This is a genomic window from Pseudomonas lutea (assembly GCF_000759445.1).
Lineage (GTDB): Bacteria > Pseudomonadota > Gammaproteobacteria > Pseudomonadales > Pseudomonadaceae > Aquipseudomonas > Aquipseudomonas lutea.
In genome coordinates, this window is record NZ_JRMB01000002.1 from 55,643 (window position 1) to 82,088 (window position 26,446).

The 26,446-nt window shown below is 60.8% G+C and carries 19 protein-coding genes and 3 pseudogenes; 4 read left to right on the top strand and 18 right to left on the bottom strand.

Annotation, left to right across the window (positions count from 1 at the left end; genetic code table 11):
- Positions 1-51 precede the first annotated feature (51 nt).
- Positions 52-519: a hypothetical protein gene (locus LT42_RS12445; protein WP_037013472.1), complete on the bottom strand. Its 468-nt coding sequence runs from the start codon at positions 517-519 to the stop codon at positions 52-54.
- A 521-nt stretch (positions 520-1,040) separates the two neighbouring features.
- Here LT42_RS12445 and LT42_RS12450 point away from each other — a divergent pair.
- Entirely contained in the window at positions 1,041-1,277 is a 237-nt protein-coding gene (locus tag LT42_RS12450; RefSeq protein ID WP_037013475.1) for a DUF2789 family protein, read from the top strand.
- Between the two features lie 82 nt (positions 1,278-1,359).
- Here the strand turns inward: LT42_RS12450 and LT42_RS12455 are convergent, their stop codons facing one another.
- From LT42_RS12455 to LT42_RS12515, 13 genes and pseudogenes are all read right to left on the bottom strand, one after another.
- Positions 1,360-2,820, bottom strand: a complete 1,461-nt coding sequence (locus LT42_RS12455; RefSeq protein WP_037013477.1) for a T6SS phospholipase effector Tle1-like catalytic domain-containing protein — start codon at positions 2,818-2,820, stop codon at positions 1,360-1,362.
- A gap of 250 nt (positions 2,821-3,070) precedes the next feature.
- A pseudogene (locus tag LT42_RS12460) lies at positions 3,071-4,111 on the bottom strand (methyl-accepting chemotaxis protein); the annotation flags it as partial.
- 776 nt (positions 4,112-4,887) lie between these two features.
- Positions 4,888-5,292 (bottom strand): TraR/DksA family transcriptional regulator, encoded by a 405-nt coding sequence (locus LT42_RS12465; RefSeq protein ID WP_037013479.1) that lies wholly within the window; start codon positions 5,290-5,292, stop codon positions 4,888-4,890.
- Positions 5,293-5,631: 339 nt separating this feature from the next.
- A complete protein-coding gene (locus LT42_RS12470; RefSeq protein WP_037017187.1) occupies positions 5,632-6,654 on the bottom strand; it encodes an ABC transporter permease in 1,023 nt (340 codons plus the stop codon).
- Positions 6,655-6,753: 99 nt separating this feature from the next.
- Positions 6,754-8,325, bottom strand: coding sequence for a sugar ABC transporter ATP-binding protein (locus tag LT42_RS12475; RefSeq protein ID WP_037013480.1), 1,572 nt, complete (start codon positions 8,323-8,325; stop codon positions 6,754-6,756).
- Positions 8,326-8,434: 109 nt separating this feature from the next.
- Positions 8,435-9,361, bottom strand: coding sequence for a sugar ABC transporter substrate-binding protein (locus tag LT42_RS12480; protein WP_037013482.1), 927 nt, complete (start codon positions 9,359-9,361; stop codon positions 8,435-8,437).
- A gap of 63 nt (positions 9,362-9,424) precedes the next feature.
- Positions 9,425-9,667 (bottom strand): hypothetical protein, encoded by a 243-nt coding sequence (locus tag LT42_RS25725; protein ID WP_152597669.1) that lies wholly within the window; start codon positions 9,665-9,667, stop codon positions 9,425-9,427.
- 565 nt (positions 9,668-10,232) lie between these two features.
- Positions 10,233-11,252, bottom strand: a complete 1,020-nt coding sequence (locus tag LT42_RS12490; RefSeq protein ID WP_037013487.1) for a Gfo/Idh/MocA family protein — start codon at positions 11,250-11,252, stop codon at positions 10,233-10,235.
- 51 nt (positions 11,253-11,303) lie between these two features.
- A complete protein-coding gene (iolD, locus tag LT42_RS12495) occupies positions 11,304-13,235 on the bottom strand; it encodes a 3D-(3,5/4)-trihydroxycyclohexane-1,2-dione acylhydrolase (decyclizing) (RefSeq protein ID WP_037013489.1) in 1,932 nt (643 codons plus the stop codon).
- 260 nt (positions 13,236-13,495) lie between these two features.
- Positions 13,496-14,995: a CoA-acylating methylmalonate-semialdehyde dehydrogenase gene (locus LT42_RS12500; RefSeq protein WP_037013490.1), complete on the bottom strand. Its 1,500-nt coding sequence runs from the start codon at positions 14,993-14,995 to the stop codon at positions 13,496-13,498.
- 110 nt (positions 14,996-15,105) lie between these two features.
- The gene (gene iolB, locus LT42_RS12505; RefSeq protein WP_037013491.1) at positions 15,106-15,915 is read right to left on the bottom strand and encodes a 5-deoxy-glucuronate isomerase; all 810 of its coding nucleotides are present in this window, start codon (positions 15,913-15,915) and stop codon (positions 15,106-15,108) included.
- A gap of 2 nt (positions 15,916-15,917) precedes the next feature.
- Positions 15,918-16,877, bottom strand: coding sequence for a myo-inosose-2 dehydratase (gene iolE, locus LT42_RS12510; RefSeq protein ID WP_081955384.1), 960 nt, complete (start codon positions 16,875-16,877; stop codon positions 15,918-15,920).
- 111 nt (positions 16,878-16,988) lie between these two features.
- Positions 16,989-18,926, bottom strand: coding sequence for a bifunctional 5-dehydro-2-deoxygluconokinase/5-dehydro-2-deoxyphosphogluconate aldolase (locus LT42_RS12515; RefSeq protein WP_037013493.1), 1,938 nt, complete (start codon positions 18,924-18,926; stop codon positions 16,989-16,991).
- 215 nt (positions 18,927-19,141) lie between these two features.
- Between LT42_RS12515 and LT42_RS12520 the strand changes: the two genes are divergently transcribed.
- The 3 genes and pseudogenes from LT42_RS12520 to LT42_RS26530 all read left to right on the top strand — a co-directional run.
- Entirely contained in the window at positions 19,142-20,068 is a 927-nt protein-coding gene (locus LT42_RS12520; protein ID WP_037013495.1) for a MurR/RpiR family transcriptional regulator, read from the top strand.
- 266 nt (positions 20,069-20,334) lie between these two features.
- A pseudogene (locus LT42_RS26525) lies at positions 20,335-21,018 on the top strand (PAS domain-containing protein); the annotation flags it as partial.
- Between the two features lie 105 nt (positions 21,019-21,123).
- Positions 21,124-21,555 (top strand): annotated as a pseudogene (locus LT42_RS26530) (methyl-accepting chemotaxis protein); the annotation flags it as partial.
- Positions 21,556-22,361: 806 nt separating this feature from the next.
- Here LT42_RS26530 and LT42_RS12530 read toward each other — a convergent pair.
- From LT42_RS12530 to LT42_RS12545, 4 genes are read right to left on the bottom strand one after another with little or no spacing between them, the layout of a single operon-like run.
- Positions 22,362-23,363, bottom strand: coding sequence for a lysylphosphatidylglycerol synthase domain-containing protein (locus LT42_RS12530; protein ID WP_037013499.1), 1,002 nt, complete (start codon positions 23,361-23,363; stop codon positions 22,362-22,364).
- Entirely contained in the window at positions 23,360-24,610 is a 1,251-nt protein-coding gene (gene clsB, locus LT42_RS12535) for a cardiolipin synthase ClsB (protein ID WP_276209533.1), read from the bottom strand. Before clsB ends, LT42_RS12530 begins: the two co-directional genes overlap by 4 nt.
- Entirely contained in the window at positions 24,607-25,401 is a 795-nt protein-coding gene (locus LT42_RS12540) for an endonuclease/exonuclease/phosphatase family protein (protein WP_037013501.1), read from the bottom strand. Before LT42_RS12540 ends, clsB begins: the two co-directional genes overlap by 4 nt.
- Positions 25,398-26,315 carry a DUF72 domain-containing protein gene (locus LT42_RS12545; protein WP_037013502.1) on the bottom strand — a complete coding sequence of 306 codons (918 nt, stop codon included), beginning with the start codon at positions 26,313-26,315 and terminating at the stop codon, positions 25,398-25,400. Before LT42_RS12545 ends, LT42_RS12540 begins: the two co-directional genes overlap by 4 nt.
- Between the last annotated feature and the right edge of the window lie 131 nt (positions 26,316-26,446).

Below are 26,446 nucleotides of genomic sequence, written 5' to 3' on the forward strand. Positions count from 1 at the left end.
GTCGGAGGCAGTTGGCGAGAGGGCCTTATCCACACGCGGCGGTCGGCTGGCTTACTCGCTGGCTTTGAACGTCAGTTCGCCCTTGCGCCATTTCGCTGCCTTGGCGGTTGCGGCTTTCAGCACTTTGCCCAGACCCGACTGAATCTGTTCATGCGCGGCAAATACCATGAAGACGCAGTGCGACTCTTTGAACACGATGCCGTTGCCTTCGGGCACTTCGACAAAAGCGTATTCACCGAGGCCGTAGATCGTCATCTTGATGTCGCGAAAGCGGATTTCCAACTTGCCGCCTTCGCGACTGGGCAATACCGAGGCGCGGAAGTGGTCGCCTACTTTCAAGTCCAGCCCGGGTTTGTCGTCGACCACCAGTGCGTCTTCGGTGTCGATCTCGGACATGTAAATGCCTTCAGGGGATTGTTCGATGACATAAACGAATCGCGCCTGGAACAACTTCACCAACTTCGCGCGCACGTCTCCGAGCACGAATAACGCGTGGGTATCCAGATTACCTACTGCCAATGTACAAACTCCCAACCTGATAGGAACCCGCCCGGGAAAACCCGCGCAGGAAAGAAACAAGAAATGATGCGCCCGGAGCCGGACGCTGGCGTGAGCGTGGATTCTACCGGCAGTGAGTCTAACCGGGATATATCCCTTTCGTCCGCTGGCATTGATCGTGCGGTGCGCAGGGCGCAGGTGCCCCGCCAAATATCCTTCGCATGCAATATTTAAGACGGACCGGTTTAGCCGGGAAGAGGGTTGTTCAGACCCCAAGAATTATCCTCCACGCACGCGATGCCAAGTAGGACCGGCTTTAGCCGGGAAGAGGGTTGTTAAGACTGCATGAATTTGCGGTGTCACACCTGACGCCTTCCCGGCTGAAGCCGGTCCCACAACATCGCGCGCGTCCTTGAGGCCGGTCTCACAAAAGGTCCACTGGAAAATGCTTAGAACTCTTGCCCCTCGCGCGCACTCCCATGAATCAGAAGGTTACTCACTGACCACGCCAATCCGGGTTTCTGACCCGTCCGGGAGACAAAATGGAAATCATGACACCGTCGCTTGAGCTTTTATTTGAACAGCTGGGCCTGGAGTCTGACCAGGCCAGCATCGACGCGTTTGTCGGCGCGCACCACCTGCCTGAAGACGTGAAAGTTTCCGAGGCAGAATTCTGGACACCGCAACAGGGCGCGCTGCTGAAGGAAAAGATCATGGAGGATGACGACTGGGCGCCTATCGTCGACGAACTCAACGTGCTCCTGCATACGCCGGCCTGATCGATTCTGCGAAACCAAATGGCGGCCCGTCGAGGTCCGCCATTTTTTTAGTTGTATCATCGCCCCGCTCACCGCCCTGCACTTACTGCGGATAGCCAGGCTGACCAAGGTTTGAAAAGGTCCGTCGACCGTTCGCTGCAGGCGCATGCAGGAACAGCCCGTCCATCAGCGCATCGGGTCGTGCGTTGTTCCAGTGCGCCGAACGATGGATATAGCGCCTGTACAACAGCGATCGCTCGTCATCGCTCAACCCATCGCCTTCTCCCCTCGCATGGCTGATCAGCCTGGCGGCAATCGTTTGCAGTTCCGGTGGCAGAGTTATCTGCGCGCAATCGATGATCGGCATGAACGGCACACCTTCGTCGCTGGCCAGCGCGTGCATGACTCGCAGGTAAACGTGGCTTAAATGATTGTAGACGCGGCGCTCAAGTGTCACGGTCGCCACCACTGTCTTGACCCCTCTTGAAGCCGTGCCGAACCGCTCGAAACACTCAACCCCCAGTGAAGCTCCCTCGTCGGTGGGGTCCAGCAAATCTCCCGCCTGGACGGTCGACAGTTCTGCATGGGCCTGTAACCAGGCGTCCGTGGCGTCATAAGGCGTGTTGGCACCGACGAGGCTTCGGTGAGGGCGAAACAGCGCCACCTTCTCTATCTCCTGCGGCTGGTAACCCCCACCAATGTCGGAATGGCTGCCGGGCAACACGATCTCACGGGGCCAGTCGGGCTTGACGCTGTTGAGCACGAAGTTGCGGCGGTGTTCGTCGCCGGCCACCAGATGCAGGACCTGCTGCGCACACCCGGGAGGCAGAAACAGATTGACCCGCTTGTTGACCGCATCGCGAACGCTGCCCAGGTCGGAGAACCCGCCCACCGCAGCCACCGTGTCGAAAAGCCCGATGACTTTCAGACGGACACTGCCGCTGGCCCAGGAGAAGTGATCAGACAGTGGCAAGGCGCGCGGATCAAGGATAGGGTCGAGCGCACCCCGGGATTTTTTCAGCACCTCGTTCGCCAGGTGCCGGGCCGACGCGGCGCCACGACTGAAACCGAACACGTCCAGCTCCAGCGCGCCGATCACACAGCCGGGGTTATCGCCTTCAAAAGCACTGAGCTCATCGGCGATTTTTTTGACGCAGCGGCAGACCTTTGCCACCACCCCGGTAGTGCCCCGGCCAAAGCCCTGCCCGGACAACCGAGTGTCGCGCCCTCCGGAAGTGGTGCCGACGCCGCTGACATAAACCGCGCCGTACACGCATAAACCATTGGCCCCGGGCGAGGCTTTGCGTTGGCGTCTGTACAAGCCTGCAAGCCTGGCGATGTTGGTGAGACTGTTGCTGTAACTGCTGGAGGGGTCACTGTGGCGACCCCCACATTCTTTCGTGTGCTGGCCACCGTTGATTTCCGTCATGGCGTGGCAGTCAGCGCCAATCTGGCTGTTAACGCGGTTATTGCCGGTGCCGTCGAAGAACACGCCCAGACGAACGGTCACCTGCGGGGCGTCGGCGCGAGACTCGCCCGCGCCCTGATTAAAATATTTTGTCATTTGCTTCATCCCTGAGTACTGACATGGATCCGGACACTTTTAAATATGCGGACATATACCCACAGGATGAGCGCAGTTAACGTCTCGTCAACCGAGTGAACGGCACTTCAGACGCTTCCTACTTGATTATCGGAAGACAGGCGCAAGTTGAAGGGCTGAAGGGCTGAAGGGCTGAAGTCGATGCGGCAAGCGAAGCTGTATCCCTCGGAGCCGCGTTTACGATTCACCGTCTGCCGGTCAGACGTGCAGCTCAACGCTTAGGCGTCGCGGCGTGTTCCTCTGGCTTGTACCCCAGGCGCAGCCCGCCCCAGTGTCGGCCCTTGACGATGATGGGCACCGACAGGTCGTGCATCAGTTCACCGGTATCGCGCGTGTACGTCTGCAGCAGAACGGCTTGTTGATGACTGCCACAACGGATGCCGGTGCGATCATCGAATTTGCGTTTGGTGCGGTTATTGACGGCATCGACGGCTGCATCGCCGGTCAACGGCTGGCTGAACACCTGATTGTGCGTCGGCACATAGCCTTGCTGCGTGCAGGCAATGGCAAATACCAGCCCTTCATGGCGCTTGAGCAGCGGCTCCTGAATGGCCGGTAAGGTTTGGTCGGTGTAGCGATCAAAACGGGTTTGGTATTTGGCTGGGGAGGTATTGGCAATGGGCTGGTAGGTGCGGTCGAACAGGTCGCTCAGGCTGACCCGTCCTTGATCAATGTCCTGTTCAAACCGGGCGGCAATCTGTCCGGCTGCTTCCTGGGCCAGGTCATAGATGCGTTGATGGTAATCATCCAGACCTACCTGAGCCAGGCGCTCACTGATGGTTTCGGCCTGCGCTTCCATGTGCAGCGCCGACTGCGCCAGATGGCGAGTCTGATCGTCGCTGACGGCGAGGTCGCTGCGCATTTGCTCCACGGCAGAGAAGAGGCTGCTTAATTGCTCCTGGTTGGTCTGTGCGCCCTGCGCGATTTCACCCACTTGCACCTCCACATCCACGGCTAGCCGGGCGATGCTCGCCAACTGCCGACCCGTGGATTCAACCTGCGCCACGCCCCCGCTGAGATCGCCCGACAATTGACGAATCTGCTCAACGACCTGGCGCGTGCGCTGCTGGATATCAACCACCATCTCCCCCACTTCACTGGTGGCCGTGGCGGTGCGCCCTGCCAAACCGCGCACTTCATCCGCCACCACAGCGAAGCCACGGCCGTGCTCACCGGCGCGCGCAGCCTCGATGGCGGCGTTGAGCGCGAGCAGGTTGGTCTGACTGGCGATGGACTGGATCACAGCGGTCACCCGCTGAATGTCTTCACTGCGCTGACTCAACGCTTCGATCAGCTCACGGCTGTTGTCGGCCCTCTCACTGAGCTGATGCATCAGGCCAATGGACGCATTCAACACGTTGAGCCCGGCGCCGCTGCTCTCCCGTGCCTGGCTGGCGGCGCCCAGCGCTTGCTGGCTGAGGGCCGAGGTCGCACGCTCGGTGGCAATCATCACCTCGGCGCTGCTCACGATCTGCTCGGCAGCACTGACCTGGGACTTCAACTTGCCCGCCAGTTGCCGCACCGCAAACGCCACCGCAGCGGCTGACAAGGCGTTGCGGCTGGTGCTGCGGGACAGGTCGCGGGTGAGTATCGCCATCGGCTCGTCCCCGGTAACTGCAGGTGAAACGGCAGGCCGGCGCTGCAGCCACCGCGGCAACCAAAGCACCATCAGCGCAACGGGCAAACCCAGGTAGACGGAAACCTGTGCCTCTGCCATCGCAGCGAACAGCAGACACAGACCCAAGCTTTGCAGCACAGGTGTGAGCCATCGAAAACCGGTGGACGACGGATAGTCAGGAGAGGTTGATGTCGATTGGGAGGGTGCTGCCGAGTGCCGTAGTTTCGCTTCCATGTCCGCGACCTGCCCTGCTTTCATTGTTGTGAAAGCATTAAACGCCCAATAGCGGCTATGCGCCATGAGTCTTCAGTGGCAATCGGTCGGAAGGGTGGCCGGGGTCGGGGAACACGGCGACGCGGGTATGAGAAATGCGGCTCGGCCACCCCTTGCGGGCGGCCGAGTCCGAGGGATCACGCCTGACGCTGGTGGCGGTCGATCTGCTCGTGGCGTTCCTGAGCTTCGATGCAGTACTTGGTGGTCGGGCTGATCAGCAGGCGCTTGAGGCCGATAGGTTCGCCGCTGTCTTCGCACCAGCCAAAGGTGTCTTCGGCGATGCGGCTCAGGGCCATTTCCAGCTGCGGCAGCATGCGCTGGTCACGGTCAATCACGTTCACCAGCCAGTGACGCTCTTCTTCCACGGAAGCGGCGTCAGCGGGGTCGGCCGGGGTGTCCAGGCTTTCGATGGCGATGCGGCTCTGCTCGATGCGCTCGTGGATTTCGACTTTCATGGCTTGCAGCAGGTCGACGAAGAACGCGTGCTGTTCGGCGTTCATGTAGTCATCGGCCGGCATCGCCAGCAACTTTTCCTTGGTCATTGATTTCTCTATAAAAAAACGTGCATTAAGGCGATCTCAAAGGTGCGCCTCAACCTGGCATTGAAAGCGCCGTCGTCTCGAAGCGCCGCTTGGCACTCAATTTACGAGGGGCGGCAGTCTAAGGCCGGGTTCGGTACTCGGCAACATAATTGATCAGGATTCGTCCAACAAGGCCCTTGAGCCCCGGCGGCATTGACTGACGCCCGACTTTACAAGGTTCTGCAGTGATGTATTGGATCGCAGAGGGTGTCTGACCGGCCATGAGGCGATCGGTTCAAACCGATGAAAAAGCAAAAGGGCCTGAGATCAGGCCCTTTGCAGCATTGCCGGAAAGAAGGATCAGCGCTTGAGTTTGCGCTTGTTGCGGTACTGGTCGATGACCACGGCAACGACGATGATCAGGCCCTTGATGATGTCCTGGACGTAGGCGTCGACCCCGACAAAGGTAAAGCCGCTGGCCATGACGCCAAGGATCAGCGCACCGATGACTGTCCCGGTGATGCGGCCGACACCGCCCGCCAGGCTGGTGCCACCGATCACGGCGGCGGCAATGGCGTCCAGCTCGTAGGAAACCCCCATCCCTGCCTGCCCTGTCGCCGCGCGTGCCGAGGCCACCACGCCCGCCAGCCCTGCCAGCAGCCCGGCGATGCTGTAGACGATGACCAGATGCCGCTTGACGTTGATCCCCGAGGTGCGCGCCGCCTGCATGTTGCCGCCGATGGCGTACGTGTATTTGCCGTATTTGGTGTACCGCAGCGCGATGTGAAAGATCACCGCAACCACCAGAAAGATGATCACCGGCATGGCGCCCTGGCCAATCGCGGTGTAGGAATCGTTAAGCATGCTCACCGGCTGACCACCGGTGTAATAGCGCGCCAGCCCGCGCGCCGAGACCATCATGCCCAATGTGGCGATGAAGGGCGGGATGCCGGTGATGGCAATGATGCTGCCGTTGATCGCACCTGCGAGCAGACCAACCCCGAGCCCGGCGATGACCGGAGCCCATACCGGCAGGTCGGTGAGTGACGGAAACACTGCCCGCGTGTAATCGGAAGACTGTGCCAGGCTGGCGGCGATCATGGCCGACAGCGCCAACACCGAGCCCGATGACAGGTCGATGCCGGTGGTGATGATGACCTGGGTCACGCCGATGGCCAGCAGGCCAATGATCGACACCTGCAGAATCATCAGCACCAGCCGCTGGGAATTCATCAGAAAACTCTGATCGCGCACGATCCAGCCGAACAGCTCGAAGATCAGGCCGATGCCGATCAGCACCAGGAAGATGCTCAATTCGGTGGGCAGTCGGCGCTTGTGCTTGCGAGGCGCCAGCGCGGGTTTGTTATCCAGCATCGCGTTCATCGTCATGTGTGCCTCTCGTTCTTGTTCTGGTCAGCCCCGAGACGGGCCTTGGGCGCTGCCCGAGGCCATGGACTCATGGGCAGACGCCCGGTAAAGGACTCAGTGCACGGGATTGCCGGACGCCAGGTGCATGACCCGCTCCTGCGTCGCCTCGGCGCGATCGAGGGTGCCCATCATCTCGCCTTCGTGCATCACCATGACCCGGTCGCTCATGCCCAGCACTTCCGGGAGCTCCGAGGAAATCATGATCACCGCCATGCCTTCGCTGGCGAGCTGGGAAATCAGCCGGTATATCTCGGCCTTGGCGCCTACGTCGATGCCGCGGGTGGGTTCATCCAGAATCAGTACCCGCGGGTTGGTCATCAGCCAGCGCGCCAGCAGGGCTTTCTGTTGATTGCCGCCGGACAGGGTGTCAATGCACTGCTCAAGCGACGGTGTCTTGACCCGCAGCTTCTTGCACATGTCTTCGCACAGTGCGCGCAGCGCTTTCTGATGCACGAAGCCATTGCCGACGTAATGCGGCAGCACGGCCATCTCCATGTTTTCCAGCACTGAAAGGCACGGAAACAGCCCACTGAGCTTGCGGTCTTCGGTGAGTAATGCGAAGCCTTTCTCGATGGCAAAGTGCGGGTCGCTGATGCGGACCGCCAGGCCGTCGAGCAGGATCTCGCCGCGCGTGCTCGGGGTGATGCCGAAAATCGTTTCTGCGACATTGGTGCGCCCAGACCCCATCAGGCCGGCGATGCCCAGCACCTCGCCGGCGTGCAGGTCGAACGACACGCCCTCGAAGACGCCGTCGAGCGCCAGATCACGGACCGACATCAGCAATTTGCCCACCGGTTTATCGCGCTCGGGAAACAGCTGGGTCAGTTCGCGCCCGACCATCATTGAGATGAGGCTGTCGCCGTCCATGCTGTCGGCACGCTGCAGGCCGATGTAGGCGCCGTCGCGAAACACCGCCACTTCGTCAGCGATGGCGAACACCTCGTTCATCTTGTGGGTGATGTAAATGATGCCTTTGCCCTGGGCGCGCAGGTCGGCAATGATCGAGAACAGATGGGCCACTTCTTTCTCGGTAATGGCCGAGGTCGGTTCGTCCATGATCAGCACGTCGGAGTCGTAGGAGACGGCCTTGGCGATCTCGACCATTTGCCGTTCGGCGATGCTCAGGTTGCCGACCTGCTCTTCAGGGTCGAGGTTGATGCGCAGGCGTTCCAGCAGTTCTTCGGTGCAGCGGTGCATCGCGCGGTGATCGACCATGTGCAGGCCATTGAGCTGCTCGCGACCGATCCAGATGTTTTCGGCGATGCTCATGTGCGGCATCAGGTTGAGCTCCTGATGAATCATCGCAATGCCCGATTGCAGCGCCGCCAGTGGCGACTGGAACACCACCGGCTTGCCGCGCAGGACGATTTCGCCGGTGTCGGGCTGGTAGATGCCGGCAATGATTTTCATCAACGTCGACTTGCCCGCACCGTTCTCGCCCATCAGCGCCAGCACGCTGCCGGGGCGCACACGCAATTGCACATTGTCCAGCGCAACCACCCCGGGAAACCCTTTGCTGATGTTGGTGATTTCCAGCAGATACGGATGCTGGGCATCGGTGCCGGCTGCAACAGGCTGGGGCGCGGCAGCATTCGGTGAGGCCGAAGCATTTGCGGAAGCGAACATGGTCACAGGCTCCTCGTGATGCAGGGACGGCGTCAGGGCAGAAGCGCGGCAGCGTCGCGCTCTGCTCGATGGCCGCCGTTGTGCGGCGAGTGATTATTTGGGCGATTGATTATTTAAAGGTGCCGACGTTGTCTGGCGTGATCAGCTTGAACGGGATGACGATGGCCTGTTCAGGCAGCGTTTCCTTTTTCGCCAGCTTCACCGCGGCATCGATTGCGCCCTCGCCCTGCCCTTTGGCGTCCTGAAACACCGAGACCGAGAGGTCGCCTTTTTTGACGGCGCTCAGCCCGTCGGGCGTGCCATCGACGCCGGCAACGAACACCTCGCCCTTCTTGCCCGCTTGCTTGAGGGCCATGGCCGCGCCGATGGCCATCTCATCGTTATTGGAGATAACCGCCTTGAAGTCGCCACCCTGGGTCAGCCAATCATTGGTGACGTCCATGCCGCGCTGACGCTGCCAGGCACCGGTCTGCTCCTGCGTGACCTTGATGTTGGGGTAGCTTTTCAGGACTTCCTTGACCCCGGCCGTGCGGTCGCGGGTCGAGTTGTTGGCCAGTTCGCCCAGCAAAATAACGACGTTGCCTTTGCCGTCCATTTTCTTCGCCAGGTACTCCATCTGCATGCGGCCGGCTTCTTTATCGTCCGAGGTCACCGACGCGACGCCTGAAGGCAGTTTGGGATCGTCCGGGCGGCGGTTGACGTAAACCAGCGGAATGCCGGCAGCGGTGGCGATCTGGGTGATCCGGTTGGTGGCTTCGGTGTCGACGGGGTTGACGATCAGTGCGTCGACCTTCTTGCCGATCAGCTCCTGCACCTGGTCGAGCTGTTTGTTCACGTCGTTGCGCCCATCGACGAACTGCAGATCAACGCCGCCCATGGCCTTGGCCTTTTTGTTCATGTCTTCACGCATGTAGGTCAGGTAGGTGTCATCGAACTGCGACATGGATACGCCGATCTTGAGGTCGGCGGCCAGAGCGGCACCGCTGGAGAGCATTAAGGCGAGGGCGAGCGAGGTGAAGCGGAGCTGGGTGTTCATGGACGGTTTTTCTCCGGATTCTTGTTGTTGTGATAACGGATGACCAGCAGAAGTGGCCGATGCCTAACGCCGAGCGCTGGAGGCGTGCTCGGCGAGGTGCGCGACCGAACCGCCCGACGCGCCGCATACCATGACACCGCGACTTTCAACGCAGAGGATATGAGCGATGGTTTCAAGGGCGGATTCGAAAGCGGGCACGGATTGTTTTGCTGTTCTGGAGATAGCACGGGCGGTGGCGCCCAGCGGGGTGGCAAGCAAGCGGAAGAAGGGACGGCAAGCCTTGATGGCTGATCTGAGGGTGTTCATTGGCGGTACCTGTCTGCGATTGGCTTTCTTGTTTTTGTGTCGCTCGTAGCGCCTGATCCCGGAGTGACCGATATCAGGCGCCGACGGCGGTAGTCGGCAACTTGGAAATGACTCTATTGGAAAATAATTTCTACTTCAACCGGTTTTAGAACTTATTTCTATTTTGTATTTTTTGCGATGTGGCTTCTCAACTCCGCAGGGCATAAACGCCCTACCGTAGGCGCCGGCTTGCTGGCGAACGCGGTGTGTCATCCACCTCTGCGACACCAGTCCGTCACCGGTTCGCCAGCAAGCCGGCTCCTACAGATCGGTGTGTGTCATTCCGATTGCCGTTGCAGACAGATCGGTGTGTCATTCCGATTGCCGTTGCGGACAGATCCGGGTGTGTCACTCCGATTGCCGTTGCGGACAGATCCGGGTGTGTCATTCCGATTGCCGTTGCGGACAGATCCGGGTGTGTCATTCCGATTGCCGTTGCGGACAGATCCGGGTGTGTCATACCGATCCCGGTGCAGACATCGGTTCGCCAGCAAGCCGGCGCCTACAGACGAGGAATGAAAACGCCTCACATCATGACGACCCTGCCCTCCATTGCGCTGACGCGCGCGGCGTCCAGCACCTTGGCCGACGCTACTGCGTCTTTTGCATCCACGGGGTTACGCCCCCGGTTCACGACCGCCTCCTGCAGTTGCCGGTAAAACTCGCTCCAGCATCCACGCTCCGAGGGCACGCGCTCGCGGTGTTCGCCCTGCTCGAACCAGCCCCAGCGTCGATGCTCTTCCACGCCCCAGCGTTCACCTTCGGATTTGGGCGACAACCCGGCCAGCGCTGCGGCCTCCTGACCGTCGAGGCCTTCCACGGTATAGCACCCTTGCGCGCCATTGACGCGAAAACGCGGCCCCTGGGCGTTTTGCAGGCAATTCCCCCATAAATGCGATACCACACCGTTGGCATGCGTCAGCGACATAAAGAAGCCGTGATCGACCGCTTGCTCGGGCGTCGCGAACTCAAGTTCGGCGTAGACCCGCTTAACCGGCCCGAACAGCAACAACGCCTGATCGACCAGATGGCTGCCAAGATCACGCAAGATTCCGCCGCCGCTTTGCTTGCCCACCGAGGCGGGCGAATAGCGCTCGACCCGGGATTCGAAACGGCTGATCTGGCCCAGAACGCCTTCATCTATAAGCTTGCGCACAGTCAGAAAATCCGAGTCCCAGCGCCGGTTCTGGTACACGCCCAAGAGCACCCCACGGCGCTCGGCGGCGTCCACCAACTCCTGGGCTGCCGCAGCATCCGGCGCGAACGGCTTGTCGCTGACCACAGGGACGCCGAGGTCGATGGCTGTCAGAATCAATGCACGGCGGGAGGCCAGCGGCGTCGAGATCACCACCGCATCGACCCCCGCCGCGACGAGCTCAGCCAGGGTATCGAACGCCGGCACTTTGGGGTGATCGTTGCGCAGGTCCTGGCGACGCTCCGGCGAGCGGGTGACCACGCCGGCGAACGTGACGCCCGGCAGGCTGGCAATCAGCGGCGCATGAAAATAGCGCCCGCCTTTGCCATAACCGATGAGTCCGATTTTCATAGTTCTCTCCATTTTTCACGGACGTATACAGCTCCTACGGAACGGTGGTCCTCAATACTGGCGGGCTTTGGCCAACGCCGCTTTTTGCCGCTCATACGCTTCGGCCGTCGTGCCTGTGGTCGACACCTGCGCCACGCCCACCCGCCACCACGACAGATACCCGTGGATCATGGTTTTAGGCAGCACTTTGATGTCGATCAGCGTCGATACGGTTTGGGTACGCGCATCGGCCAACGCCGCCCGCAGTTGCTCGGCATTACTGACCTTGTAGGTCTTGCAGCCGTACGCTGCAGCGCTCATGGCGAAATCCACCGGCACGAAGTCACCGTCCAGCAGACCGCTCTCGGGGTTACGAAAACGGAACTCGGTGCCGAAACTGCCCATGCCGTTGCCCATCTGCAGATTGTTGATGCAACCAAACGCCATATTATCCAGCAGCACCACGTTGATCTTGCGCCGCTCCTGAATGGAAGTGGCCAGCTCGGAGTGCAGCATCATGTAGGAGCCATCGCCGACCAGCGCATACACCTCGCGCTCAGGCGCCGCCATTTTTACACCCAGCGCGGCATTGATTTCATAACCCATGCACGAGTAGCCGTATTCGACGTGGTAGCTGTCCACGCTGGTGCTGCGCCACGCCCGCTGCAAATCCCCGGGGAGGCTGCCCGCGGCGGCGACGATCACCGCGTCCGCCGGCAAATGTTGATTGAGTTCGCCCAGCACCCGACTCTGGGTCAGGCACGAGCCGGTCATCTCGATGAAATCACGCAGCACCTGCGGGTCAAGATGGCCGCTGACTTCCGGCTCGAAACCTTCGGCCTGGTATTCCAGCGCATACAGCCGATCCACTTCGGCTTCCAGCGCGGCTCGCGCCTCCTGCGGCTGAGCGCCCCATCGCGCGCAGTAGTCGCCCAATCGCTCCGCGAGTAGCTCAAGGGCCAGACGCGCATCGGCCAGCACCTGAACGCCGTCGAGCTTTTGCACATCAAAGGCGCCGACGTTGAGGTTGAGAAATTGCACCTCGGGGTTCTGAAACAGCGACTTGGAGCCAGTGGTGAAATCGCTGTAACGGGTGCCTACGCCGATGATCAAATCCGCCTCCCGCGCGAGGGTGTTGGCCGCCAGCGTGCCGGTCTCGCCGATGCCACCCATGTTCAGCGGATGGTCGGAGATGATCGCGCTCTTGCCGGCCTGGGTTTCACTGAAGGGTATACCGAAGCGTTCGGCGAACGCCTGCAATGCAGCGGCCGCGCCGGAGTAACGCACGCCGCCGCCACAAATAAGTAAAGGCCTGCGCTTGCTCGTCAGCAGGGCAACGGCATCGTCGAGCATCGCCTCGGTGGGGGGACGCCGGTCGATACGGTGTACGCGCTTTTGCAAAAACGAGTCGGGGTAGTCGTAGGCCTCGGCCTGCACGTCCTGGGGCAACGCCAGGGTCACCGCGCCGGTTTCGGCAGGGTCAGTGAGGACACGCATGGCGTTGAGGGCGGCGCTCATCAACTGCTCGGGGCGATTGATGCGGTCCCAGTATTTGCTGACGGCCTTGAAGGCGTCGTTGGTGCTGATGCTGAGGTCGTGGAACTGTTCGATCTGTTGCAGCACCGGATCGGGCTGGCGACTGGCGTAGACATCGCCCGGCAGCAACAGCAGCGGGATTCGATTGGCCGACGCGGTGGCAGCGGCGGTGATCATGTTGGCGGCACCGGGGCCGACCGACGAGCTGCACGCATAGACTTTGCGCCGCAAGTGCTGCTTGGCAAAACCCATCGCGGCATGGCACATGCCTTGTTCGTTGCGGCCTTGATGCACGACCAGGTCGCCGCTGTCCTGCTCAAGCGCCTGGCCCAGGCCCAGCACGTTGCCATGCCCGAAAATGGTAAACACCCCGGCAACGAACTTGCTTTGCACGCCGTCGACTTCGACGTACTGATTATCCAGAAACTTCACCAGGGCCTGGGCCATGGTCAAACGTGTGGTGGTCATGCGTGCACCTTGTTGTTATTGGAGGTGATGAATCTCTACGCGCGATGGTCTGGCGGCTGATGCCGACCGTGTTGACTGCGCTGCCGCCGCCAACACGTGTATGAGGATCAGGTGGTGCGATCTGCAGGAGCCGTCTTGCTGGCGAATGCACCGGGTCAGTCAACCCATTTGGCGCTGGTCAACCGCTGTTCGCCAGCAAGCCGGCTCCTACAAATCATCACTCACCCGCGTGTCCGTTCAGTCCTGACAAATATCGGCATTTACTTCGCCGTCGGCATGCTGAACTCGGCGCCTTTGGCGATGCTGTCCGGCCAGCGCTGCATGACGCTTTTATAACGGCTGTAGAAGCGCAAGCCTTCCTCGCCGTAGGCGTGATGATCGCCGAACAGCGAGCGTTTCCAGCCGCCGAACGAATGCCAGGCCATCGGCACCGGAATCGGCACGTTGATGCCCACCATCCCCACCTTGATATTGCGCGCAAACGCCCGGGCGATGCCGCCATCGCTGGTGAAGCACGACACGCCGTTGCCGAATTCGTGGGCATTGATCAACTCCACGGCCAAGGCAAAATCAGGCACGTGGACGATGCCCAGCACCGGCCCGAAGATTTCCTCCTTATAGATAGTCATCTGCGGCGTTACGTCATCGAACAGCGTGGCGCCGACAAAGAACCCACCGTCCGCACCGGGCACCTTGAAGTTGCGGCCGTCGCTGATCAGCTTCGCGCCCTCCTCCACGCCCTGGGCGATGTAGCCCTCGACCTTGGCCTTGTGCACCGCCGTGACCAGCGGGCCCATGTCCGAATCGGCGTTCATCCCGTCGCCCACTTTGAGCGCGTCAATACGCGGCAGCAGCTTGTCGATGAGCTTCTGGCCCACGTCGCCCACCACCACGGCGATGGAAATGGCCATGCAGCGCTCGCCCGCCGAACCGTAGGCTGCGCCGATCAACGCGTCGGCGGCCTGGTCCAGATCGGCGTCGGGCATGACGATCATGTGGTTCTTCGCACCGCCCAATGCCTGCACACGCTTGCCGTGGGCGGTGCCCTGCTGGTGGATGTATTCGGCGATGGGCGTGGAGCCGACGAAGGAAATCGCCTCGATTCCCTTGTGCTGCAGCAGCGCATCCACCGCCACCTTGTCACCTTGCACGACGCTGAATACGCCGTCCGGCAGCCCGGCCTGCTTGAGCAGGCGCGCCATCAGCAGGCTCGCCGACGGGTCGCGTTCGGACGGTTTAAGGATGAAGCAGTTGCCGGTGACCAGCGCCATCGGAATCATCCACAGCGGCACCATCACCGGGAAGTTGAACGGCGTGACGCCAGCGCACACGCCCAGCGGCTGACGCAGGTTCCAGTTATCGATGCCGCCACCGATGTTGTCGCTGTAGTCGCTTTTCAGCAGGCTCGGCGCGCCGCAGGCGAACTCGACGATCTCGATGCCGCGCACCACTTCGCCCTTGGCGTCGGAAAACACCTTGCCGTGCTCCCGACAAATAATGGCCGCCAACTCGTCGTGGTGCTGGTCGAGCAGCTCCTTGAATTTGAACATGACCCGCGCCCGGCGCAGCGAGGATTGATCGGCCCATGCGGGAAACGCGGCCTGTGCGGCGGCGACGGCCTCGTCGACGGTCTTTTGCTCTGCCAGCGCCACGCGGGCCTGTACCGCGCCGGTCGCGGGATTAAACACATCGCTGTAGCGCTCGGCGCTGTCGTGAACCTGGCCGTTGATGTAATGGCCGATGATCGGGGCGTTGCTCATGACGGGCTCCTCTAATGGATTGGGGTCTTTACGAAATGTCGGCGAGCGCGTGTCAGGCGAGCCTGATTCTTGCCCGCATGGCGCTCGCGCAGCCACTGGTTGTAAAGAGCCTACAGATCCAGCAGCCAACTGTGCTGCGGATCGTTGTGAAATTGCCAGGCGCGCTTCGGGCCGGCCATGACGTTCAGATAGTACGATTCGTAACCATAGGGCACGGTGACCGGGTGATAGCCCTTGGGCACCGTTACCAGATCGTTGTTCTCCACGGTCATGGCCTGATCAATGCTGCGATCGTCGGTGTACACGCGCTGGAACACATAGCCTTGCGGCGGGTTGACTTGGTGGTAATAGGTTTCTTCGAGAAAGCTCTGGTGAGGCAAATCATCCTCGTCATGCTTGTGAGGCGGATAGCTTGACGAATGGCCCGAAGGGGTCCGCACTTCCACCACCAGCAGCGAGTGCGCGGGTTCCGAGTCCGGCAGGATGTCGCAGACGTAGCGGGTGTTGGCCGCCTTGCCGCGCACGCTGCGCTTCATCGAATCGGGAGCGATCACGCGTGCGGGCAAATCCGCAGACGGGTCGCCCGGCGCGACGCATACGGCAATCTGCACCGCACTCAAGGCCGTCACCTCGGCCTGACTGCCCGGCGGCAGGTACACGGCAAAGGGCGACTTGTCTTCGAACACCGATTGCCGATCGCCCAGGTTCTGCCAGTCGAAACGGCCTTGCCCCGGCGCCTCGCCCGTGACGCTGATGCGCCCGCTGAGCAGCACCAGGCATATTTCCTTGTCTTGCGAGCTCACCGGCAGGCGTTCGCCGACGCTCAATCGGTGCGCGGAAAAACCCACGTACGTGAGGACGCCCTCGGCCAGCGCCACGACGTCTCGGCCTTCGGCCTTGCTCTTGACCAACAGATTCATGTTCACACGCTCCAAGGTTGAGGCGGTTGCTGACGGGCATGGTGAAGGTCATGCCCGGAGGCGTACTGCAACTGCGCAGCCGACAGCAGCGTGCGCAGCGTTTCGAAGCCTTTTTTGGCGAAGGCATAGCTCGGCGCCACGGCCGGGTCCTGTTCGGCCTCGACCACCAGCCAGCCCTGATAACGCGCCTGCATCAGCACGTCGAGCAGCGCGGCGAAGTCAATGTCTCCGTCGCCGGGCACGGTGAAGGTGCCGTTGACGATGCAGTCCGGGAAGCTCCAGAGATTGTTGCGCGCCAACTGCACCACAGGCTTGCGCACGTCCTTGAAATGCACATGACAAACGCGGTCAATGTGCGCGCTCAGCACCTGCAACGGGTCGCCGCCGCCCATGTAGCAGTGCCCTGAATCGAACAGCAGGCCGACTTCATGGCCGGTCAGGGCCATCAGGGTGTGGATGTCCTGCGGCGACTCGACGTAGGCGCCCATATGATGGTGATAGGCCAGACGCACACCGCGGGACAAGGTGAAACGCGCCAGTTCGGTCAGCTTGTCGGCGTACCCCTGCCAGGCGCTGTCGCTGTGAAATTGCGGCCGCTCGACCAGACGAATGCGCTGGCCCTGGATCGAGTCGGCGACCTCGCCGTACACCAGCACCGTCGCGCCATTGTGCTTGAGCAACTCGACATGGCCGGCGATGGCGTCGATTTCTTCCGCCGCAGACCGACTGGCGAGCCTGCCGGAATACCAGCCCGACACCAGCGCCAGATCATACGGACGCAGCACATCGGCGACGCCAGCTGCGTCCCTGGGAAACTTGCCGTTAAGCTCAAAGCCTTCGTAGCCGATTGCCTTGCCCTCGCTGAGTGCAGTGCTGAGCGGCGTTTCACCGCCCAGTGCCGGCAGGTCGTCGTTGCTCCAGGAAATAGGGTTGATGCCAATTCGGATTGCAGAAGCGGGCATGGCTGCACCTTTATTGTTGTTCTCACGTTCAGAGCATCAGGCCCGGCGCCACAAGGCGCGGCGCCTGTTGATCAAGCATGGCTGTCAGGCCTGGTTCGTCAGGAGCGGTTGTCAGGCCCGGGCGTCGCGCCAGGATTCGATCAGGAATCCGAAGTTGCTTTGCACTCGAGCGATCAGCCCTGCGTCATCGATTTCGCCTTCCAGCCACGCGCGGCTTGGCTCGTGGAATATCGTACGCCCCACCGCAAACCCCTTGCAGGTCGTGCTCTTCGCCGCATCGCGAAAGCCGGCGGCCAGGGTTTCGGCAGGCGCATTAAGCCCCAGCAGGACCACCCCACGGCAATACGGGTCGCGTTCCTGAATGAGCGCATCGAGCTGTTCCCAGACCTCTGCGGACTGTGATTCGATTTTCCACCAGGCCGGATAAATGCCCAGGTTATAAAAGCGTTTGAGGGAACGGTAGATCACGTCAGGGTGGGTCGAGGGATGATCCTTGGGCGCAATGACTTCCAGCAGCAGTTCATGGCCACTGGCAAGTGCCGCCTGATACAGCCCCAGCAATTGCGCCTCCTGCTCCAGACGCAGCATGGGTTCGTCGTCCGGGTGGTATTGCACCAGGCACTTGATGATCTGTTCCTGCGGCCAGGCCTGCAGCGTGCTGCCAATCGAGCGACCGTGCTCGAACGCCAGTGGACGCGACCCTTGCACCTCTACCGGTCGGGCCACCCACCAGCCGCGACCGGTGGCGGCGTTCAGCGCGTCCTGCCCGAAACGCTGATCGGCCAGCAGACCGACATCGGCAGCGATACCGCGTTTTTCCAGGTCCGCCTCGACCCGCGCGACAGCCTGAACGAACAATTGCTTGAGCTGGCTGATGCAAGCCGGATCGCGCCCGGCTTTTTGGGCCAGTTCGACCAGTTGCCCGCGATGATCAAACGCGAAGATGAACAGCGGCTGCCACTCGCGGCGCGGCACGCTGACCCGATGCAGGCGCTGCAATATCGGGTCTTGATCGGGCCGGGTGATCGGCATCGGGCTGTTGAACAGGTATTCCAGCTCGACCATCGTCGGCATGGCCGGCGCGCACGCATGGCGCGACACCACCAGACCGCCGCAGGCGTTGGCCAACTGGCAGCAACGCTCGTCGCTGGCGTCCTCGAGCCAACCCTTGAGGAAGCCGGACATGAACGCGTCGCCCGCGCCCAGCACGTTCAACACTTCCACACGCACGCCGGGGTAGATAGCGCCGTCTTCCAGCCGTGCCGGGATGGCGCCGTGAATCACCGTGCAGCCTTGGGGGCCGAGCTTGACCACCAGGGTTGCCGCGCTCAGCTCGCGAACCCGGCGCAAGGCGCTGAGCAAATCGGTCGAACCGCCGGCGATCAGGAATTCTTCTTCGGTGCCGACGATCAGATCGAACCGCGGCAGGATGCGTTGCACGTGCTGGCTGACCGTCTCGTCCGCGACGAAACGGGTTTCTCCATCGGCCTTGCCGGCAAGGCCCCAGAGCACCGGCCGGTAGTCGATGTCGAGCACGCACTTGACGCCGTGTTTTTCGGCATAGTCCAGCGCCTGCGTGCTGGCGCGCATCACCTGATCGGTGGAGAAATGCGTGCCGGTGATCAGCAGCGCCTTGCTTGAGGCGATCTGCGCTTCCCGGATGTCCTCGGGTTGCAGCGCCATGTCGGCACAGTTCTCGCGGTAGAACACCAGCGGAAAAGTCTCACGGTCCTTGATGCCGAGCAGCACCATGGCGGTCAAACGCTGATCATCGACCTTGATGCCGCTGACGTCACACCCCTCGCGCGCCAGGGACTCAACCAGAAAGCGACCCATGTGGTCATTGCCAACGCGGGTCAACATGGCCGACTTGACGCCCAGCCGCGCGGTGCCGAATGCAATATTGGCGGAGGACCCGCCGAGGTATTTGGCGAAACTGCTGACATCCTCCAGGCGCGCACCGATCTGCTGGGCATAGAGATCAACGCCCAGCCGCCCAAGGCAAATCACGTCCAGCTGACGTCCACTGGCAAAACGAGTCTGGCCCATGCCGGCCCCTCTTATCTTATTGTTATTGGCTTGGCGGCAAGCACGGTGCTTGCTGCGAGTTGGTGGGTGCAGACTAGAACGACGCAACGCCAGGGGCAATGGATTTTTCTAAATTATTTTCATGTGGAATTTATTTTCCACTTTGCATTGCGCGTCGCGGCCTGCAAAACTGGCGGCCTGCCATCCAAAACAAATACGCCAAAGGATCCACACGTATGTCCAGCCTCGATCAGCCAGGCTCGCCCGACTCGGGAGACGAGGCTGCAACGCCCGTCACCACCGCCCCGGAGTCGGCTGACGCGCTGCTCAAACTGATCACGGCCGAATACGAAAGCCTGCCGCGACAGCTCAAGCGCATCGCCAGTTACATGAGCCAGCAGAGCGACCGGATCATGGTCGATCGCATCAGCGACATTGCTCGCGAGTGCGAAGTGCACCCGTCGGCCATCGTGCGGTTTTCCCAGCGTTTCGGTTTTAGCGGGTTCAGTGAGATGCAGGCGCTGTTCCGCGAGGCGTACACGCATAAAACCACGCCGGTGCAGAATTACCAGCAGCGCATTCGCAGCATGATTGCCAACAAATCACAGAAGGCCAGCGCGGGCGACCTGGCGCGTGAATGCGTGAACGCCACCCTGTCGGGGCTTGAGCGACTGGCCCTCGAACTGGACGATGAGGCCTTCGAGAAAGCTGTGGATCTGGTCGTCAATGCCGACAACATCTACGTGGTCGGCGTACGGCGTTCGTTCGCGGTCGCCGATTATCTGGTCTACAACCTGCAACACACTAACAAGCGTATCCATTTGATTTCCGGTCTTGGCGGCAGTTACCGCGAGCAGATGCGCAGTGTGCGCGCCAATGACCTGGTGATTGCCATCAGCTTCACGCCCTACGGCAAGGAAACCCAGCACTGCTTGCGTATCGCCCAGCATCATCAGGCCAAGACGTTGATCATTACCGACAGCAACCTGTCGCCACTGGCCAAGCGGGCCAATGCTGTGTTGCTGGTCAACGAAGGCAGCTCGTTCGCGTTCCGTTCGCTCAGCGCCACCCTGTGTTTGTGTCAGGCGCTGTTCATCGCGGTGGCCTACCGGCTGGAGCTGAAAGTGGATGAAATGTCCGAACAGGCCGGGTTCGAGGACTGACATAAAACTGTCTTGTACAAACCCGACGAACTGTACAAGTTTGGGTATAGCTTTTTAACATCACCTGCGTGATTATCAGCTGCACTGCAAAAGGAACACGCATCTGAGCCGCTTCGCGCGCTTGCAAGGTCATGGATCGGGCCCCCCTTTTCCACTTGCCCTGAGCCGCCATCATGTTTTTCGACTCGCCTAAAAATAAAATCATCCAGGATCTGCAACTCACCGTCGCCCACCAGACCAGTCTGCTGGAGGCCATCAATCGCTCGATGGCCAGTATCGAGTTCGATCTCAACGGCGTGGTGCTCAAGGCAAACGACAACTTTTTTAAAACCATGCGCTACCGGCCCGAGCAGGTCATCGGTAAGGAACACCGCATGTTCTGCACCGCCGAGCACGCGCGCAGCCCTGAGTACGCGCAGCTGTGGTCACGGTTGCGCAACGGCGAGTTCGTGACGTCGACCTTTCAGCGGGTGGCCGGCGACGGCACGACGGTGTGGCTTGAGGCCAGTTACAACCCGGTGCGGGATGCCGACGGCAAGGTCATCCGGGTGGTCAAGTACGCTATGGACGTCACCGCCAAGCTTCAGGAAGAAAGTGAAACGCGCAACAAGCTCCAGGCCATCGACCGCGCCATGGCGGTGATCGAGTTCAACCTGGATGGCACGATCATCGCGGCCAACGACAATCTGTTGCGCCTGTTGGGCTATAGCCGACAAGAGCTCTTGGGCAAGAATCACCGGTCGCTCTGCCCGCCTGAACTGGCAAACAGTGCCGAGTACCAGGATTTCTGGCGTCGTTTGAACAAAGGCGAGTTTTTCAGCGATCAGTTCAAGCGCATCGGCAAGCACGGTCAGACGCTGTGGCTGGAGGCTTCGTATAACCCGGTGTACGACGCCAGCGGCAAGCTGTGGAAGGTGGTCAAGTTTGCGTCGGACGTGACCGCGCGTATCGAGAAGCACGAGCAGGATTCCCACAGCGCGGCGCAGGCCTATCACATCTCGGTGCAGACGCAGAAATACGCCGAGCAAGGCACTCAGGTCATCCAGCAAGCTGCCAGCGAGATGCGGCAGATTTCGCAAAACATTGACGATTCTTCGCGAATCATCGGTCAGTTGGGCGAGCGATCAGAGCAGATCACGGCCATCGTCAATACGATCCGCAGTATTGCCGACCAGACCAATCTGTTGGCGCTGAATGCGGCCATCGAGGCGGCCCGGGCCGGGGATCAGGGCCGTGGATTTGCGGTGGTGGCCGATGAGGTTCGGCAGTTGGCCGGGCGCACGAGCCGCTCGACTCAGGAGATTTCCGAGATGATTCAGGTGATCCAGAGTGAGACGCGGCAGGCAATCGTGAGCATGGATAACACGCGCACGACGGCAGTAAAAGGTGTTGATCTGGCGGATCAGGCGGGCAATGCGATTGTGCAGATCAGTTCGGGGACCAACGATGCGGTGGATGCGGTGAGGATGTTTGCCGGGCGGGATTGATTGTTTGCTTTCAGATCAGGGGCAGGATCTGCATCTGCATCTAGAGCATCTGCCTGGGGGCAGACTGTTTCGCCTTCGGCGAGTTACTTGATAAAGCCCCAAGTAACCAAGGGCTTGTGCTCCTGGTTTGGCCCCTCCTTCGTCGGGGTTCCTTCACTCCGGTCTTGCTCCGTGGGCCCGCGCCGAACGGACATCCATGTCCTGACGGCGCTCTCGCCGCATCCATGCGGCTCGGCCCACTGCGCAAAACCTGCGTTCAGCCTGCACCCAAGTCGCGATTGGCGGTGTTTGGGCGTTTTGCGTATGAAGAGCAAAAGCAGAGCACAAGCACAAGCACAGGCACAAGCGGGAGCGGATGCGGATGCGGATGCGGATCAACAGCTTCCCGGCTGAAGCCGGTCCCACGGGATGCACGCGGTGCTTTTTGTGGGACTGGCTTTAGCCGGGAAGAGGTCAATTCAGACGCTGGCAATTTTGGGATTGTTGAGGGGGATGTTTTCCAGCGGCTGACCTGAAGTGGATCAGGCGCGGCTCTGGCGTCTGACGCACCGCTTTGGCCAGCAAGCCGGCTCCTACAGACCGGGGGTGCTCCGCGATGGACCTGCATTGAAGCCTCTGCCGCAGGGGTAGGAGCGCTTACCCGCGAAGGCGATTTTGCTCATACATCGACGTCGCCTGACAAAACGCAATTCCCCTGTAGGAGCCGGCTTGCTGGCGAACGCGTTGGGTCAGGCGCGCCATTTGCTTGGCCTAACGCATTCGCCAGCAAGCTGACTCTCACAAATAGAGCCATTGCCAGTGCGGCGCTACAGTTGCCCTTCGTTCCTCTTGCGCATCGCTTTGGCGCGTTTTTCCAGCACCACGTACACCACCAGCGCGAGCATCAACGGGATGAGGAAGTAGATCACCCGGTAGCCGATCAACGCGGCCAGCAGTTGGCCTTTGCTGAACTGGTGTTGCATCAGGGTGATGAACACCGTCTCCAGTACGCCAAGCCCGGCGGGGATGTGGGCGATGACGCCGGCGATGCTGCTGATCAACAAAATGCCCAACACGGCGGGGTAGAACGCTTTTTCCGGCAGCAGCACGTAGATCAGCAGCGCCATCAGTCCCCAGTTCAGCGCGCCGAGCAGAGCCTGGCGCAGGGCCTGATTCAGCGAGGGCAGGACCAATTGCTGCTTGCGGACGGTCCAGGTGCGTTTTTTGGAGAAACGACAGGCCGCGAAATAGGCGAAACACACCGCCAGCAGCACGAAGCCGATCAGTTGCAGGGTGGTGTCGCCGATCTTCCAGCCTTCCGGCAGGTCAACGAAGTCACCGGCGAACACAAACCCGGCCAGCAACATGTAACCCAGCCAGTTGGTGATCAGGCTAAGGCTGAGGATGCGGGTGATGGTCGGAACGTCCAGCCCCAGACGCGAGTACAGCCGGTAGCGCAACGCGATGCCGCCGACCCATGAGCTGAGGTTCAGGTTGAAGGCGTAGCAGACGAAAGTGACCGGAACGATTTGCTTCACCGACAGTTTGTGTTCGGTGTAGCGCCGCGCCAGGACGTCAAAACCGCAGTAGGTCAGGTAACTGCCCGCCGCAATGGCAAAGCCCAGCGCCAGAGTGGTGGCCTTGTACGACTCCAGCGCATGCATCACCTCGTTCCAGTCGAGGTTTTTCATCAAGGTGAACAACAGCACCGGCACGGCGATAAAAAAGAACAGCGTGAACGCACGCTTGCCCCATATCAGCCAGGGCTTTTGCTTGCCGGTTTCGGCCGGCTTTTGCTCGTGAGTGGACGTGTGCGAAACGCCATTCATAGGGACTTCTCCTGATCGGACGACAGCTCATTCTTGATCACAGCCGCCTCCGGCAGCGTTTCGGGTGAGCGCAGCGGTTTCAGCCGTGGCCCGTGTACCGGGAACAGACCGGCGATGGCCGGAAAGTGGCGCAGAAAGTGGAAGCTCAGGAAGATCATCGGCGCACGCCACCACTGCCCTTTTGCCAGTCCCTTGAGGTTGACCTGTTTGCTGTGGGCGACGGCAAGATCGCGCAGGTGTTCGTGCAGACGCTGGTTCAGAGCGTGGTCGCGGATGAACAGGTTGGCTTCCAGGTTCAGCGCCAGGCTCAGCGGATCGAGGTTGCTGGAGCCCACGGTTGACCACTCGTGATCGATCAACGCGACCTTGCCGTGCAGCGCGCGCTGCTTGTATTCGTGAATGATCACGCCTTCGCGCAATAGCCAGGTGTAGGTCAGGCGCGAACACACGCGCACGAACGGCATGTCCGGCTTGCCCTGCAGAATCAGCGTAACTTTCACCCCACGGCGCGCCGCATTGCGCAGTTCACGCAGAAAACGGTAGCTGGGGAAAAAGTAAGCGTTGGCAATGGTGATGCGCTGCGTCGCGTTGCGCATCGCCATCAGGTACTGCTCTTCGATGTCAGTGGTGTGATGGCTGTTGTCACGCTCGGCAAGCAACATGCGCGCACTGCCGGCCTGCCGCGTCACCGGCTTGAGCGGCGTGAAGGTCTTGCGCACCGCGGGGCCCAGCATGCCAAGTGTCGAGCGGTAGATGTCGGCAACGATGGGGCCACGCACCAGCACGGCGTAGTCCTGTTTGGCGGTCACCCCGGTGTCGGCCATGTGGTCGACGCTGTAATTGATGCCGCCCATGAACGACAGCTCGCCGTCGATCACCACCACTTTGCGGTGCAGGCGCCGGAACAGGTTGGTGCGCATGCCCATCAGTTTGGGCCGCGGGTCAAACAGCTGAATCTGCACGCCCGCTTCGATCATCTTGCTCACGAACTCGGTACTCAGGTCGCTGGTGCCGTAGTCGTCCACGGTGATGATCACGCGCACGCCGCGGCTCGCGGCCTCGATCACTGCCTGTTGCAGCCCCTCGCCCACCCGGTCCTCGAAAATGATGAACGTCTCGATCAGCACTTCCTCGCGCGCCGCACGAATAGCGTCGAACACCCGGGCGAAAAAATCCTCGCCGTTAATCAGCAACTCCACCGAGTTGCCGTCTCGCCAGATGCCACACATGGCGCCTACAGCCTTCATAGCGTTACCTCCACCGCCAAAGGCGCATGATCGGAAAGGTGCGACCAGGGACGATTGGACATCACCCTGGGCGACCGGATGTGCAGATTGCGCACGTAAATACGGTCCAGGCGCAGCAATGGAAAGCGCGCCGGGAAGCTTTTTGCCGGTTTGCCGGATGTTTCAACGAACACCTCGCGCAGCCCGGCAGGGGTCAACACCTCATCGGCCTTCTGACGCCAGTCGTTGAAGTCCCCTGCAACGATCACCGGTGCGCCCACAGGCAGACGCCCCACCAGATCGGCCAGCAATTTCAGTTGCTGCTGACGATGGACCTCCTTGAGGCCCAGATGCACACAGATCGCATGCAGTTCGCCGACCTGCGGCACGTCCAGCACACAGTGCAGCAGCCCGCGCTCTTCGGTGCCGAGGATGGAGATGTCGAGATTGTCGTGGCGAATGATCGGGTACTTGGACAGCAACGCATTGCCATGGTGGCCGTGGGGGTAAACCGCATTGCGGCCGTAGGCGAAATCTTTCCACATGCTGTCGGCGAGGAATTCGTACTGTGAGGTCGTCGGCCAGTTCTTCACGTTTTGGGCGTGGTCCTGATGTTCGCCGTGCACCTCCTGCAGGAACACGATATCGGCGGACACCGATCGCACCGCGTCGCGCAATTCCGGGAGGATGAAACGTTTGTTGAGGAAACCGAAGCCCATGTGCATGTTCATGGTCAGCACGTTGAGCGTGACTGAGGCCGACGCGCCTTGTCGTCGGCCGTTAAGGTCTTCGGGAATCAGGGCACTGGTCACAACGTGGCTCCATGCAAATCGCCTGGCGCAACTTCCAGGTTTTCAGTGAGATTGAAACGCTCAAGCAGGCGTCGCGCGTCATAGGGCGCACGGACCTTGATGTCGTTATCGAAATAGCAATAAACGTCGCGAGACTTGCGCGCCCGGGGCGTTTTTTTGACGATCAGCTGCGCATCCTTTGGCTGACCGCCCTGCTGCCAGGCATCGATGCGGTCGCCCCAGTGCTTCAACGCCTCGGTCGAATAACCGCTGGCGTAAAGCTCTTTGTCGCCATGCAGCCGTATGTAAATAAAGTCTGTGGCCAGGTCTTCGACATGCGGCCATTTGCCGGCGGTGTCGGCGACCACCAGTGCGACCTTGTATTTGCGCAACAGTGCGACGAATTCCGGTACTAAAAAGCTTTCATGGCGGATTTCGACGGCGTGGCGCAGCTTCAGGCGCGCAGGAATATCCAGATAACCGGGCTGCTGCAGCCGCTCGGCGCAGCGGCTTGCGCAAGCTTTTGCCGCTTTACCGTCATGGGGCAGCAACTTCAAAAAGTGTTCGAAGCGCTCGGCATCGAATTTGAAGTTAGGCGGGAACTGCCAGAGGAACGGGCCCAGTTTGTCCTTGAGCTGAAAGACCCCGGACGCGAAGAAATTGGCGAGCGGCTCGTCAATCTCTTTGAGACGGCGGGTGTGGGTGATGTAGCGCGGGCCCTTGACGCTGAAGACGAACCCCTTCGGTGCCTCTGCATACCAGCGTGCGTAAAGGTCAGGCGACTGCAGTGAATAGAACGAGCCATTGATCTCGATGCTGTTCACGGCCCTGGAGGCGAATTTCAACTCGTTTTTCTGCGTCAGGCCTTCGGGATAAAAGTCCCCGCGCCATGGCGTGTAACGCCAGCCTGAAATGCCGATACGGATGTCGCCCATGCCTACGCTCTCTGATGTTCTGTCGCGGCACCTGCCGCGTCACTTCTGAACTAGAGATAAGAAGCTTGAGAACCGGGCAGGTTCCCTTGGCATTCGGCGCGTGGGTTGCGGCTTTGCGCCACGTCACAACA

What these genes read in the sequence shown, in the direction of transcription:
- LT42_RS12450 (WP_037013475.1), top strand. Translation starts at nt 1,041, where the DNA reads ATGGAAATCATGACACCGTCGCTTGAGCTTTTATTTGAACAGCTGGGC.
- LT42_RS12455 (WP_037013477.1), bottom strand. Translation starts at nt 2,820, where the DNA reads ATGACAAAATATTTTAATCAGGGCGCGGGCGAGTCTCGCGCCGACGCC.
- LT42_RS12465 (WP_037013479.1), bottom strand. Translation starts at nt 5,292, where the DNA reads ATGACCAAGGAAAAGTTGCTGGCGATGCCGGCCGATGACTACATGAAC.
- LT42_RS12470 (WP_037017187.1), bottom strand. Translation starts at nt 6,654, where the DNA reads ATGAACGCGATGCTGGATAACAAACCCGCGCTGGCGCCTCGCAAGCAC.
- LT42_RS12475 (WP_037013480.1), bottom strand. Translation starts at nt 8,325, where the DNA reads ATGTTCGCTTCCGCAAATGCTTCGGCCTCACCGAATGCTGCCGCGCCC.
- LT42_RS12480 (WP_037013482.1), bottom strand. Translation starts at nt 9,361, where the DNA reads ATGAACACCCAGCTCCGCTTCACCTCGCTCGCCCTCGCCTTAATGCTC.
- LT42_RS25725 (WP_152597669.1), bottom strand. Translation starts at nt 9,667, where the DNA reads ATGAACACCCTCAGATCAGCCATCAAGGCTTGCCGTCCCTTCTTCCGC.
- LT42_RS12490 (WP_037013487.1), bottom strand. Translation starts at nt 11,252, where the DNA reads ATGAAAATCGGACTCATCGGTTATGGCAAAGGCGGGCGCTATTTTCAT.
- iolD (WP_037013489.1), bottom strand. Translation starts at nt 13,235, where the DNA reads ATGACCACCACACGTTTGACCATGGCCCAGGCCCTGGTGAAGTTTCTG.
- LT42_RS12500 (WP_037013490.1), bottom strand. Translation starts at nt 14,995, where the DNA reads ATGAGCAACGCCCCGATCATCGGCCATTACATCAACGGCCAGGTTCAC.
- iolB (WP_037013491.1), bottom strand. Translation starts at nt 15,915, where the DNA reads ATGAATCTGTTGGTCAAGAGCAAGGCCGAAGGCCGAGACGTCGTGGCG.
- iolE (WP_081955384.1), bottom strand. Translation starts at nt 16,877, where the DNA reads ATGCCCGCTTCTGCAATCCGAATTGGCATCAACCCTATTTCCTGGAGC.
- LT42_RS12515 (WP_037013493.1), bottom strand. Translation starts at nt 18,926, where the DNA reads ATGGGCCAGACTCGTTTTGCCAGTGGACGTCAGCTGGACGTGATTTGC.
- LT42_RS12520 (WP_037013495.1), top strand. Translation starts at nt 19,142, where the DNA reads ATGTCCAGCCTCGATCAGCCAGGCTCGCCCGACTCGGGAGACGAGGCT.
- LT42_RS12530 (WP_037013499.1), bottom strand. Translation starts at nt 23,363, where the DNA reads ATGAATGGCGTTTCGCACACGTCCACTCACGAGCAAAAGCCGGCCGAA.
- clsB (WP_276209533.1), bottom strand. Translation starts at nt 24,610, where the DNA reads ATGAAGGCTGTAGGCGCCATGTGTGGCATCTGGCGAGACGGCAACTCG.
- LT42_RS12545 (WP_037013502.1), bottom strand. Translation starts at nt 26,315, where the DNA reads ATGGGCGACATCCGTATCGGCATTTCAGGCTGGCGTTACACGCCATGG.